Raw genomic sequence first — 12,155 nt, 5'->3', positions numbered from 1 at the left:
GCACTTCACGCTCTGGCACCTCACCGCGGCCGGTTCGGGACTACTTGAGACCGGTCAGGGCGATGCCCCGGACGAAGTAGCGCTGGGCGAAGACCAGGATCAGCGCGGTGGGCACGAACATGATCACCGACCCGGCCGCGGTGAGGTGCCAGAGCGTGAAGTGCTCCTGGTTGAACAGGGTCAGCCCGACCGGGATGGTGCGCATGTCCTCGGTGGTGGTGGCCACCAGCGGCCACAGGAACTCGTTCCACTGGAAGACGAAGGTGAACAGCCCCAGCACCGCCAGGGCGGGCTTGACCTGCGGCAGCACCACCCGCCGGTACACGGCGAACTCGGAGGCGCCGTCCACGCGCCCGGCGTCCAGCAGGTCGTCCGGGATGGGCTGGATGAACTGCCGCATCAGGAAGATGCCGAAGCCGTCCATGACGAACGGCAGGATCAGCGCCTGGTAGCTGTTGAGCCAGCCCAGGTTGGACATCATCACGTACAGCGGGATCATCCGCACGAACAGCGGGATCATCAGCGTCGCCAGGATCGCCACGAAGATCGTGTTCTTCAGCGGGAAGTCGAACTTGGCGAAGACGTAGCCGATCATCGGGTCGAAGACCAGGTGGGCGATCGTGATGCCGCCCGCGACGACCAGGCTGTTGATGATGAAGTTCCCGAACGGCGCCTCCTCGAAGAGCGTGACGTAGTTGCCCCACTGCGGGGTCTCCGGGAGCAGCACCGCCTCGCCGGACAGCGTCTCGCCCTCCGTCTGGAGCGACAGCGTCAGCATGTACAGCAGCGGCACGATGGTGACCGCGCTCGCCGCGAGCAGCGTCACGTAGACCGCGATCCGGCCGAACCGGGTCATCAGTACTGCACCTCCCCACGGCGGCCGGCGCGCAGCTGCACGGCGGTGAACGCGATGATGACGAACAGCAGCAGCACCGACAGGGCCGAGGAGTAGCCGAAGTCGCGGCTGCGGAAGGCGACCTCGAAGACGTGGAAGACGTACAGGTCGGTGGCGTCGGCCGGGCCGCCGTTGGTGATGATGTACGCCTGGCCGAAGGCCTGGAGGCCGGAGATCACGGCCATCACCGAGACGAACAGGGTGGTGGGCGCGAGCAGCGGCAGCGTGATGCGCCAGAACTGCTGCCACTGGTTGGCGCCGTCGATGGTGGCCGCCTCGTAGTAGACCTCCGGGATGCCCTGCAGGCCGGCGAGGAAGAGGATCATGGTGTACCCGGCGATCTGCCAGAGGGTGACCAGGATGATGGTGGCGAGGGGGTCGGTGTTGAGCCAGGCCTGGGTGGGCAGCCCGAACTCGGTGAGCATCCGGTTGAGGATGCCCAGCTGGGGGTCGAGGATGTTGCGCCACAGCAGGCCGACGACGGCGACCGAGGTCAGGTACGGCACCAGCAGCGCCAGCCGGATCAGGGTGCGGCCGCGCAACGGCCGGTTGACCAGCAGCGCCAGCGCCAGGCCCAGGACGATCGCGCCGACGGTGGTGCCGACCGCGAAGATCAGGGTGACGCTGAAGGAGTTCCGGACGGAGGGGTCACCGAAGGCGTCGACGTAGTTGCCGAGCCCGCTGAACTCGTCCGCCTGCGGCCCGGAGTGCATGCTGGTGTTCACGATGTCCGCGATCGGCATGTAGAAGAAGAGCGCGAAGAAGAGCAGGGCGGGCGTGAGGAAGAGGTAGGCGGTGCGGGCCCTGCGGGCCTGCAGCGTGCCGCCCCTCGGCCGCCGCGGCGCGGGCCGCGGCGGCCTGGGTGACCTCTCCCGTACGGCGGTCTTGAGCGCCATGCGCGGCTACCCCTCGATGATCCGGCGGCCGGCGGCCAGGTAGGCGTCCAGCGCCTCGTCGACGGGCGTGCGTTCCATGACGACCCCCTGGTAGAGCTTCTTCCACACGTCCACGGAGATCTCTCCGTAGTGGCCGGTGAGGTACAGGCCCTCGTGCGCGTCGCGGGCGTAGGACAGGCCCTGGGCGAACTGCCGGGTGACCGTGTCCTTCTGTACGACCGGGTCCTCGGCCCAGGACTTGCGGGGCATGAGCATGCCGGACTGCCGGGTGACGGCGAGTTCCGTCTTGAGCGTGGTCAGACGCTTGATGAGGTCCCAGGACAGGTCCGGGCGCCGGGCCTTCTTCGGAATGAGGACCGACGTGCCGGCGAGGATGGTCGCCTGCTCCTTCTTCTTCGGCGCCTGTGCGACGCCCAGCTCCAGATCGGGACTGGACTTGGCGATGGGCTCCAGGTCCCACGGACCCGAGACGATCATCGCGGCCCGCTTGGCGGAGAGCAGCTTCTGCGGGCCGGAGTAGTCCGTGCCGGGCGTCGGAACGGGTGAGACCTTGTGCTTGTGCACCAGGTCGGTCTGGAACTGCAGGGCCTCACGTGCCGCGTCGCGGGGGGTCAGGAGCTTCCCCGTCTTCGGGTCGTACTCGCGCACGCTGTTCTGGAGCATCCACGGCCAGGCGTACGACGGGTCCTGGTTGAGGGCGATGCCGTGCACGCCGCCGCCGGTGAGCTCCCGGGAGACCTCGACGACCTCGTCCCACGTCGCGGGCGGCCGGACACCCGCCTCATCGAACATCTGCTTGTTGTAGAGCAGCAGGCTGCACGTCTGGTGCAGCTGGATGCCGTACACCTCGCCCTTGTGCGAGTTGTGTTCGACGGCGGCGGTCTGCCAGTCGTCCGGGAAGCCCATCTCGGCGCCGTCCCGTTCGATGTACTTCTGCAGGCTGAGCGCGTCGCCACTGAGCGCGAACTCCTGCACCCACCCTCCGGGCTCCTCCATCAGGTCCGGCACGTTGCCGGACTGGAAGTCGGTGAGGATGCGGGTGCGCATGTCCGGCCACTGGTACTTCTGCATGCGGACGGTGACGCCGTGGGCCTTCTCGAACTCCTTGACGACCTGCTGGTACGGCGCGTAGTCGTGGCCGGGATTCCAGTAGACGGTGAAGTCCCCGCCGCCCGCACCGTCGGTGTCGGGGGCGCCGGAGCCGCACGCGGACAGCGGCAGCGCCGCCGCCGCACCTCCCGCCAGTGCGAGGACCCTGCGCCTGCTCAGTGAGGACTCAGTGGCGGGCGGACGGGCGGACGCGGAGCTGTGAGCGGGCATGGATTGCTCCTCTCGACGCACGCTTCATCGCGGTGCGTTGACCATTGCCGCTTGCCGGGCGGCACGGCGTCAACCCTTCGTACGTACCCGGTCGCGTTGCGCGAGCGCGGCCCCGCCGCGGATCTCACCCCTTTGACCCGTATCGGTGCTTTATCGGGCGGTGTGCGAGCGCCCGCGGGCGGGGCCTGCCCTGGTCACGTGCCGAGGGGCCTGCGAGGATCGCTGCCATGACCAACGATCGACTCCGCGACGTCTACGTCGTCGACGCCGTCCGCACCCCCGTCGGCAAGTACGGCGGTGCCCTGGCCGGTGTGCGCCCGGACGACCTGGCCGCCCACGTCGTACGGGCGCTGGTGGACCGTACGCCGCACCTGGACCCCGCGCGCCTCGACGACGTCGTCTTCGGCAACGCCAACGGCGCCGGCGAGGAGAACCGCAACGTCGGCAGGATGGCCGTACTACTGTCCGGGCTGCCGCTGAGCGTGCCCGGCAGCACCGTGAACCGGCTGTGCGCGTCCGGCCTGGAGGCCGTCGTACAGGCGGCGCGGGCGGTCGCGGTCGGCGACGCCACCGCGGTGATCGCCGGCGGTGTGGAGTCGATGAGCCGCGCCCCGTGGGTGATGCCCAAGCCGGAGCGCGCCTTCCCCGCCGGGGCGCCGGAGACGTTCTCCACCACGCTGGGCTGGCGGATGGTGAACCAGCGGATGCGCCCGGAGTGGACCGTCTCCCTCGGCGAGGGCGCCGAGCTGGTCGCCGACAAGCACCGCATCGGCCGCGAGGCGCAGGACGTCTTCGCCGCCGCCAGCCACGAGAAGGCGGCCCGCGCCTGGAAGGACGGCCTCTACGACCGGGAGGTGGTCCCGTACGAAGGCGTCGACCTGCCGCGCGACGAGACCATCCGCGACGGCAGCTCGCCGGAGACCCTCGCCAAGCTCAAGCCGGTCTTCCGCAAGGACGGCACCGGCACCGTCACGGCCGGGAACTCCTCGCCGCTCAACGACGGCGCCGCTGCGCTGCTGCTCACCGACGAGGAGGGCCTGGCGGCCACCGGCCGCGAACCCCTGGCCCGTATCCGCGCCTCGGCCGTCACCGGCATCGAGCCGCAGCTCTTCGGCCTGGGCCCGGTGGAGGCCGTGCGCAAGGCCCTGGCCAAGGCCGGGCGCGACTTCGGCGACCTGCGCACCGTCGAACTGAACGAGGCGTTCGCCGCCCAGGCGCTCGGGTGTCTGGCCGAGTGGCCGCAACTCGATCCCTCGCTCGTCAACCCGCGCGGCGGCGCGATCGCGATCGGGCACCCGCTCGGCGCCTCCGGCGCCCGTATCACCGGCGCGGTGGCGCACCAGCTCGCCGCGGCGGGCTCCGGCACGGGCCTGGCGGCGCTGTGCATCGGCGTGGGGCAGGGGCAGGCCCTGGTCCTGGAACGCTGAGCTCCTGGAACGCTGACGCCCGGGCGGGGCGCCCCGGCAGCCCGGCGCCCCGCCCGACCGGCGGCTCAGCGACCCCGGGCGCTCCGTCCGGTCGGCGCCTTCGCCAGCTCGGGCGAGGAGGTGTCCAGCGGCACAGCCCAGGAGCGGACCATGCCCAGCTCCACCGCCTGCCGGGGCAGCAGGGCCTCCAGCAGCCAGTCGGTGGCGACGCGGATCCGGTTCCCGGGCATCGCCGCCAGGTGGTAGCCCCGGGTGACCGCGTTGGCGAGCGGACCGGACAGCGGGATGCCGAACGGGTTCGCCGCGCCCTGCACCCCGCCCAGGTCGACGGTGAACCCGAGGTCGTGGTGCTTGTACGGGCGCCGCACACCGCGCCCGTAGGCGGCCGCCAGGTTGCGTCCGGCGAGCTTGCCCTGCCGCCACGCGTGCTGGGCGGTCATCGGGGTGAACTCCCCCGGCCGGGTCAGATCGGGCACGGCGGCCGCGTCGCCGCAGGCCAGCACCTCAGGGTGACCGGGCACCGTCAGGTACTCGTCCACCACCAGGCGGCCCTTCTCGGTGGGCAGCCCCAGGTCCTCGACGAGCGGGTCGGGCCGCACCCCCACACACCAGATCAGCGACCGGGTCGGCACGAAGGCCCCGTCGTCCAGCAGCACGCCGTCGTGGGTCGCCTCCTTGACCGAGGTCCGCGTCCGCACGTCCACGCCGCGCCGCCGCAGCACCCGGTCGGCGGTCGCGGACAGCCGCCGGTCCAGGCCGGGCAGCACCCGGGGCGCCACGTCCAGCAGCATCCACCGCGGGTGCTCCACGAGTCCGCCGCCCCGGCCGGCGGACCGGTTGTGCTGCCGGGCGAGGGAATCCGTGAACAGCTTGCCGTGCGCGGCCACCTCGGTGCCGGTGTATCCGGCACCCACCACCACGAACGTCGAGCGCGCCGCCTGCTCGCCGGGGTCGTCGCTGTCGGCCGCCATGGCCAGTTGGCGCGTGATGTGGTCACGCAGGTACAGCGCCTCCGGCATCGCGCGGAAGCCGTGCGCGTGCTCGGCGACGCCGGGGATCGGCAGCAGCTTGTTCACGCTGCCCACGGACAGCAGCAGCCGCTCGTAGGACAGCTCACCCTCGCCGCCCTCCGGGTCGGTGTAGCGCACCCGCCGCTCCGACAGGTCCACGCCGTGCACCTCCCCCAGCACCAGCCGCACGCCGGGCAGGGTCCCGGCCAGCGACACCGATACCCGCCGCGGCTCCAGGACGCCGGAGGACACCTCCGGCAGCAGGGGCAGGTAAAGGAAGTAGTCGTGGGGGTTCACCAGCACGATCTCCGCCGCCCCGCGGAGCTTCCGGGACAGCGTGCGGGCGGCGCGGTAGCCGGCGAACCCGGCTCCGACGACGACGATGCGGGACCTGCTCACGTGCACTCCCTGTCCTGCGGGTCCGGGTTCAGGCCTCCCGCGGTTCCCGCGCCCCGGCCCGCCAAACGCCCGCCACCCCCTCCCGCCCGCCCAGCGAGGCGGGCAGGGGGTGCACATCCACCCCCTGGAGTGCGGTATTGTTCTTCGTGCCGGTCGGCGAGCGGATCTTCCCGCAGCCGCCCAGGACACCGGGACGTGGCGCAGCTTGGTAGCGCACTTGACTGGGGGTCAAGGGGTCGCAGGTTCAAATCCTGTCGTCCCGACGGTGTGGAATGGCCTACTGCCGGGAGATGAATCTCCTGGTCAGTGGGCCTTTTTCACGCCTGGAGACGCTGCTAGCGGAAGACGCGGAGATGGCGTTGTCGAGGCTGCTCTGGGACCAGTTTGGGACCAGGGGCCGTCTTGGGCGACTTGAGGTGCTCACTGAGCGCCGCCCCGGCACGGTCGATCGAACGGTGGTCTGGGTGCAGATAGCGCTGTGTGGTGCTGAGCGAGCCGTGCCCGGCGATCTTCCGCAGCACATGCAACGGCACGCCAGCGTCGGCCATCCACGTCAGTCCCGTGTGCCTCAGGTCGTGCCGCCGCAGATGCTGGAACCCCAGCCGGACGACGACCTCGTCCCAGTGCGTGGCATCTCGCAGCACCGCGGTCGAGATCCGCCCGCCGCGGGGCCCGGTAAAAAGGCGAGCCATGGGGTCGCCTCCCACCGCAGCAATACGCTCGACGACCAAAGGCCGAATCTCCGGGATGATCGGGACAAGCCGACGGCGCTTACCCTTCGTGCCCTTGTCCACCAGACCGCCCGGCGAGGGAGTCGTCTGCCTGCACAGGTTCCACACCCATGCTTTGCTGTCGATGTCGCCCGCTCGCACACCCGACACTTCTCCGATGCGTGTCGCGGTGCAGGCGGCGAACCGCACCACTGCCCCCCATCCTTCAAACTCGCCGGAAGACTGCGCGACGAGCGCGTTAGCCAAGCGGTCCAAGGATTGCCAATCGGGAAGGGCTAGCGACCGTGGATCGTCCAGTTCATCCTCGGCGCGCTTGTACTCTAGTTGCCGCCCGGAGACTCGTGCCGGATTCACATCGATAATGCCGTCTCTTACCGCCTGTTGCATCCCCGGACCAAGGCAGCCAAGCTGTTCTTGACCGACGAACGACTGCACCCGTCCGCTATCCACCCGTAGACGGCTCGGTCCACTGCCCCGTTCGTAATCAAGTGCACGGGGATATGCCCTAGAGACGGGAGTACACGCAACTTCCAGCCTGCGCGGTATGGATCCATTGTTTTGGACTCCAATCCACGCATGGCAAGGTCCCATTCCTCCTGCCCATAGCCGGCCAGGGACATGGTCGCGAGATCCGGCGCAACACCACGGGCCGCGGCACGCCGCATACGCTGAAGCCATTCTGCGGCGCGCTCCTCCGTGGGGAGCATCTCCGACCGGGAGCGTCTCTTCTTCGTATGCGGATCGAACCATCGAACCCTCGCCCTGTAGGGATTCGGACTTCCTGCACGAAACTCGACATCCTCCGACAGCTTGACACCCATAGGCGGATTCGCGTTATTCAAGAGGCATCCTGAGCGGGATCGATACGGCGAGCTGCAAGCCATGACTCGACGTCGCGGGCACTGTACATGGTCACCCTCGACGAAAGACGGGTGAAGGGCGGCCCTTGGGGCGGCTTTGCAGTTCGCCACCTACGGAGCGTCGAGGCGTCCACGCTCAGCAGTTCCGCGCATTCTTCTGTCGTACCAGCCGCCACGCAGGGAACCAGATTGCCACCCGAAGGGATGAGGCCGGCGGGTCCTGGCGGGCGCTGACGTCCTGGGACCAGGCGCTCGTGCTGCTGGTCTTCCTTGCCAAGGGCGACACCTTCGCCGAGCTCGGAGCCCACTTCGGCATCGGCACCGAGACCGCCCGCCGATACGTGGGCGAGGGCATCGCCGCCCTCACACCACTCGCGCCGACCCTGACCGAGGCCATCGACGCCTCCGGCGAGTCCCGCCGCCTGCTGCTGGACGGAACCCTCATCCCGCTGTGGCGCTGCGACGCGCTGGCCACCGAGACCAACCCCGACCCGCTGTACAACGCCAAGCACCGCGAGCACGGCATGAACGTTCAGGCCCTCACCGACACATCCGGTGAGCTGGTCTTCCTCGGCGAAGCCAGAGTGGGTTCAACGCACGATCTGACCGCCGCCCGTCTGGACGGGATCGTCGCCGCGGCCACCGACGCGGATGTGGAGACCTCCGCCGACTCCGGCTACCAGGGCGCCGTCGGCACCATCCGCACCCCGGTCAAGCGCCCGAAGGGCAAGGGCCACAACGGATGGGAGAAACTGGCCAACACCGCCCTCGCCCGACTCCGAGCACCCGTCGAGCGGGCATTCGCGGCGCTGAAACGCTGGCGTGTGCTGGACACCGTGCGCATCAGCCCGAACCGCGTCACCGCACCCCTCCAGGCGATCTTCGCGATCCACCAAAAACGATCTTCACTCGCCAGGGCGTAGATGAGATCCGCTCAGTGATGGAGGCCTACAGCCGCCTGATACACCAGGTCATGGCGTGACCTCTACGATCCCCTAAGAGCTTGTCTCATTTGGCGAGTCTGCGGTAGCAGATGAAGGTGCAGGCGATGCTGGTGAAGGCGAGGAAGTGGTCGGCTTTGCGTTCGTAGCGTCGGTGGAGGCGGCGGCAGCCGGCGAGCCAGGCCATGGTGCGTTCGATGACCCACCGGTGGCGGCCCAGTCGCTGGGAGGTCTCGACGCCCTTGCGGGCGATGCGGTGGGTGATCCCGCGTCCGCGTAACCAGCGCCGCAGGTGGGCGTAGTCGTAGCCCTTGTCGCCGTGCAGCTTGTCCGGCCGGCGACGTCGCCGCCCGCGCGGTGATCGGATCGGCGGTATCCCCTTGACCAGGGGTATCAGCGCCTGGCTGTCGTGGGTGTTGGCGCCAGAGATGCCGACGGACAGGGGCAGGCCGGTGCGGTCGGTGATCAGGTGGATCTTCGACCCCTTCTTGCCTCGATCCACAGGATTCGGACCCGTCAGTGCCCCCCTTTGAGGGCCCTCATGTTCACCGAGTCGATCGCGCAGCGCGTCCAGTCCAGCTCTCCCCGACCACCGAGCTCGTCGAGGACCACGCGGTGGAGCTTGGCCCACACTCGTGCCTTCGACCACTCGGTGAACCGGCGGTGAGCCGTCGGCCCCGACGGGCCGAACGAAGGCGGAAGCTGCCGCCAGGTGCAGCCCGTCGTGGCCACGAAGATGATCGCCGCCAGCACTTCCCGGTCGCCGTACCGCCGACGGCCCCCGCCCTGCGGACGGGAAGGCGCCACCGGCACCACCCGCTGGAACAGCTCCCACAACTCATCCGGCACCAGACGCTCAACGATCACCACGGCAGCAGGCTACCGACCGTCAGGCCAAATGAGACGAGCTCTAAGACGCCATTTCACTTGGCGTGATCTTGCGGCAGTCTGGGGTGATGACTGCTGCGCTTGTCGAGCGGATGGCGCCGGAAGACCTGTGGTCCTTGTTCCAGCGGGTGGTGCCGCCTGCGCCGGTTCGCCCGCAGGGTGGAGGGCACCGTCGGCGTGGGGACCGCGAAGTGCTGGCCGCGATCATCTTTGTGGCCACCTCGGGCTGTACCTGGAACCAACTGCCGCCGGGCTTCGGACTGTCAGGTGTGACCGCGTTCCGGCGGTTCACCGAGTGGACAGAGGCGAGGGTCTGGGCCAAGCTCCATCGCCTGGTCCTGGACGAACTCGGCGCCAGGGGTGAGCTGGACTGGTCGCGGTGCGCGATCGACTCCGTCAGCGTCCGGGCCCTCAAAGGGGGCAGCTGACGGGACCGAATCCGACCGACCGCGGCAAGAAGGGATCGAAAATCCACCTCATCGTCGACCGCCAGGCCTTCCGCTGTCGGTCGGCATCTCCGCCGCCAACCTCCACGACAGCCAGGCCCTCATCCCGCTGTTCCGCGGCATCCGGCCTATTCGCTCCCGCCGCGGCCCACGGCGCCGACGGCCCGGCAAACTGCACGGCGACAAAGGCTACGACTACCGACACCTGCGACGATGGCTCGCGTCTCGTGGCATAGGGCACCGTCTGGCCCGCAAGGGCATTGAGTCGTCCCGGCGCCTGGGCCGGCACCGCTGGGTTGTGGAGCGGACCGTGTCCTGACTGTCCGGATGTCGCCGCCTGCACCGCCGCTACGAGCGCAAGCCGGAGCACTTCCTGGCCTTCACCGCCATCGCCGCAACCCTCATATGCCACCGCAGACTGGCCAAGTGAAATGACGTCTAAGTAGGTACTTGAATGCCAACATCCTCTCGCCTCGGACTCCTGCGGGATCCGGACTTCGGCCGCCTGTTTGCTGCCACCGCGCTCGGCCAGCTGGGAGATCGCATCATCTTTCTGGCCCTTCCGCTGGTGGCCATCATGGCGCTGGACGCCGATGAGTTCCAGGTCGGGTTGCTGACCACGATGACCACCGCGGGTTCCCTCCTGGTCGGGCTGCCGGCGGGGGCGTGGGTGGACCGTATGCGGAAGCGGTCGGTGATGATCAGCACCGATATAGCAAGGTCTCTGGCCCTCCTGACGATCCCGGTGGCCTGGTCGGCGGACCTGCTGACGATCTGGTGGCTCTACGCCGTCGCCCTGTTCCACGGGATTCTGACCGTCTTCTTCGATGTCGCCTACATCAGCTACCTCCCACATCTGGTGGGACGAAGCCATCTCGTCGAGGGGAACTCGAAACTCTCGGCGATCCGCTCGGTAACCAGCATCAGTGGGCCCTCGATCGCGGGGCCGATGGTGGGGTGGGTCGGAGCCCCTGCGACAGTCCTGGCGAGTTCGATCGGGATGGCCATGTCGGGTCTGCTCTCGATGAGCATCCGGACCCGCGAGCAGAAGCCGGAGCCCAGTGAACGCCCGCAATTGGGCCGGGAGATCAAGGAAGGGCTCAGGTTCGTCCTCAAGTATCCCGCGCTGCGCGCGATCGTCCTGGGGGATGGAATTTTCAATCTCTTCCTGGTCATGTATCAAGCCATGCTGCTCGTCTTCCTGGACAGGGAGATTGGCCTCGACTCCTTCGAGATCGGTCTCATCCTGTCAGGCATGGGGTGCGGCGCCCTGCTGGGTGCGCTACTGGCCACCAGGATCTCCCGGCGGGTCGGTCACGGCCCGGTCATCTGGATCGCGCCCCTGGTCACGTGTCCGCTGACGGCGTTGATGCCGATGGCGCAGCCGGGCTGGAGCGTGTATGTGGCCGCCGTCGGGCTCGCCTCGCTTTCGATGGGCGGAGTGGTCCGTGTGGTGGCTCAGTCGAGCTTCCAGCAGGCCCTCACGCCGGATCATCTCCTGGGCCGCATGAGCGCGACGGCCCGGTTCGTGTCCTGGGGTGGCATTCCGCTCGGCGGCTTTCTGGGCGGGGTCTCGGGGTCAGCTTTCGGAGCGAAGACCACGCTGTGGATCGGTGTCGTGGGGATGACGCTGAGCATCATCCCGAACGTCCTGTCCCCGTTGCGCACCATGCGCGAACTGCCCGAGCGGATTGACACCGCTCTGCTGCCCGAGCCCGACCGCCGGAGGTAGGCATGCGTGTCGGAGTGCGCATTCTCCCGTCAGAGCACTGGAAGTCCGCTAGGCATGCCTGGCGTCTCGCCGACGAGATGGGATTCGAGCATGCGTGGACGTACGACCATGTGGCCTGGCGCGAGCGCATGGGGTCCACCTGGTATGCGGCGATGCCCACGCTCGCGGCCACTGCGGGAGTCACCGAGAGAATCCAACTGGGAACCTTGGTGTCCTCGCCCAACTTCCGTCACCCCGTGCCTTTCGCGAAAGAGATTGTGACGCTGGACGATCTGTCGGACGGGCGTTTCATCCTGGGTCTTGGAGCCGGATCGGGTGGGGTCGACGCAGAGGTCACGGGGAACGCTCCGTGGTCGGCGGCCGAGCGGTCCGCGAGGTTCCAGGAATTCGTCGAGCTGACGGACAAGCTGCTTCGTACCGAAACCACCGACCACGCGGGGGTGCCTCTATGTCTTTCGTCAAGTGTTGGCGGGGGTGCGGGGTTGAACCGTTCCGGGTCTGATGGAGGCTCGATTCCCTGAGAGGATCGAGTCATGACCCGTCCGTCCCCCTACCCTCCCGAGCTTCGTGAGCGTGCGGTCCGCATGGTCGCGGAGGTCCGCCCGAACTA

10 protein-coding genes, 1 tRNA gene and 1 pseudogene are annotated in these 12,155 nt (G+C 68.7%); 6 read left to right on the top strand and 6 right to left on the bottom strand.

Annotated elements, in window-relative coordinates; translation table 11 throughout:
• Window positions 1–40: 40 nt before the first annotated feature.
• From RM572_RS28245 to RM572_RS28235, 3 genes are read right to left on the bottom strand one after another with little or no spacing between them, the layout of a single operon-like run.
• Window positions 41–856: a carbohydrate ABC transporter permease gene (locus RM572_RS28245; RefSeq protein WP_037788940.1), complete on the bottom strand. Its 816-nt coding sequence runs from the start codon at window positions 854–856 to the stop codon at window positions 41–43.
• Complete coding sequence (locus RM572_RS28240) at window positions 856–1,791, bottom strand: carbohydrate ABC transporter permease (protein WP_311676218.1); 936 nt, start codon at window positions 1,789–1,791, stop codon at window positions 856–858. Before RM572_RS28240 ends, RM572_RS28245 begins: the two co-directional genes overlap by 1 nt.
• 6 nt (window positions 1,792–1,797) lie before the next feature.
• Window positions 1,798–3,111, bottom strand: a complete 1,314-nt coding sequence (locus RM572_RS28235) for an ABC transporter substrate-binding protein (RefSeq protein WP_311676217.1) — start codon at window positions 3,109–3,111, stop codon at window positions 1,798–1,800.
• A 227-nt stretch (window positions 3,112–3,338) separates the two neighbouring features.
• Between RM572_RS28235 and RM572_RS28230 the strand changes: the two genes are divergently transcribed.
• Window positions 3,339–4,538: a thiolase family protein gene (locus tag RM572_RS28230; RefSeq protein WP_311676216.1), complete on the top strand. Its 1,200-nt coding sequence runs from the start codon at window positions 3,339–3,341 to the stop codon at window positions 4,536–4,538.
• 65 nt (window positions 4,539–4,603) lie between these two features.
• On the opposite strand, the gene RM572_RS28225 is transcribed toward RM572_RS28230, so the two are convergent.
• Window positions 4,604–5,947: an NAD(P)/FAD-dependent oxidoreductase gene (locus tag RM572_RS28225; RefSeq protein WP_311676215.1), complete on the bottom strand. Its 1,344-nt coding sequence runs from the start codon at window positions 5,945–5,947 to the stop codon at window positions 4,604–4,606.
• 189 nt (window positions 5,948–6,136) lie between these two features.
• Here RM572_RS28225 and RM572_RS28220 point away from each other — a divergent pair.
• Window positions 6,137–6,210, top strand: a tRNA-Pro gene (locus RM572_RS28220).
• 72 nt (window positions 6,211–6,282) lie between these two features.
• On the opposite strand, the gene RM572_RS28215 is transcribed toward RM572_RS28220, so the two are convergent.
• On the bottom strand, window positions 6,283–7,113 hold the full coding sequence (locus tag RM572_RS28215; protein WP_311676214.1) for a tyrosine-type recombinase/integrase: 831 nt from the start codon (window positions 7,111–7,113) through the stop codon (window positions 6,283–6,285).
• A 679-nt stretch (window positions 7,114–7,792) separates the two neighbouring features.
• On the opposite strand from RM572_RS28215, the gene RM572_RS28210 reads away from it, so the two are divergent.
• Entirely contained in the window at window positions 7,793–8,461 is a 669-nt protein-coding gene (locus RM572_RS28210) for a transposase family protein (RefSeq protein ID WP_311676213.1), read from the top strand.
• Between the two features lie 85 nt (window positions 8,462–8,546).
• On the opposite strand, the gene RM572_RS28205 is transcribed toward RM572_RS28210, so the two are convergent.
• Window positions 8,547–9,343, bottom strand: a protein-coding gene (locus RM572_RS28205; protein WP_449657227.1) for an IS5 family transposase whose coding sequence is annotated in 2 segments (ribosomal slippage) — window positions 8,547–9,005 and window positions 9,008–9,343 — 795 coding nt in all. Because the reading frame shifts where the segments join, the coding sequence is not laid out codon by codon here.
• 92 nt (window positions 9,344–9,435) lie between these two features.
• Between RM572_RS28205 and RM572_RS28200 the strand changes: the two are divergent.
• The 3 genes and pseudogenes from RM572_RS28200 (at window position 9,436) to RM572_RS28190 (ending at window position 12,066) form a co-directional block, all read left to right on the top strand.
• A pseudogene (locus tag RM572_RS28200) lies at window positions 9,436–10,243 on the top strand (IS5 family transposase).
• A gap of 24 nt (window positions 10,244–10,267) precedes the next feature.
• On the top strand, window positions 10,268–11,545 hold the full coding sequence (locus RM572_RS28195) for an MFS transporter (protein ID WP_311676212.1): 1,278 nt from the start codon (window positions 10,268–10,270) through the stop codon (window positions 11,543–11,545).
• A 2-nt stretch (window positions 11,546–11,547) separates the two neighbouring features.
• Complete coding sequence (locus RM572_RS28190; RefSeq protein WP_311676211.1) at window positions 11,548–12,066, top strand: LLM class flavin-dependent oxidoreductase; 519 nt, start codon at window positions 11,548–11,550, stop codon at window positions 12,064–12,066.
• The last annotated feature ends 89 nt before the right edge of the window (window positions 12,067–12,155 follow it).

The organism is Streptomyces hazeniae, assembly GCF_031845485.1.
Taxonomy (GTDB): Bacteria; Actinomycetota; Actinomycetes; order Streptomycetales; family Streptomycetaceae; genus Streptomyces; species Streptomyces hazeniae.
Note: the sequence above shows the minus strand (reverse complement) of the source record. Positions and strands in the feature narration are given on the sequence as shown.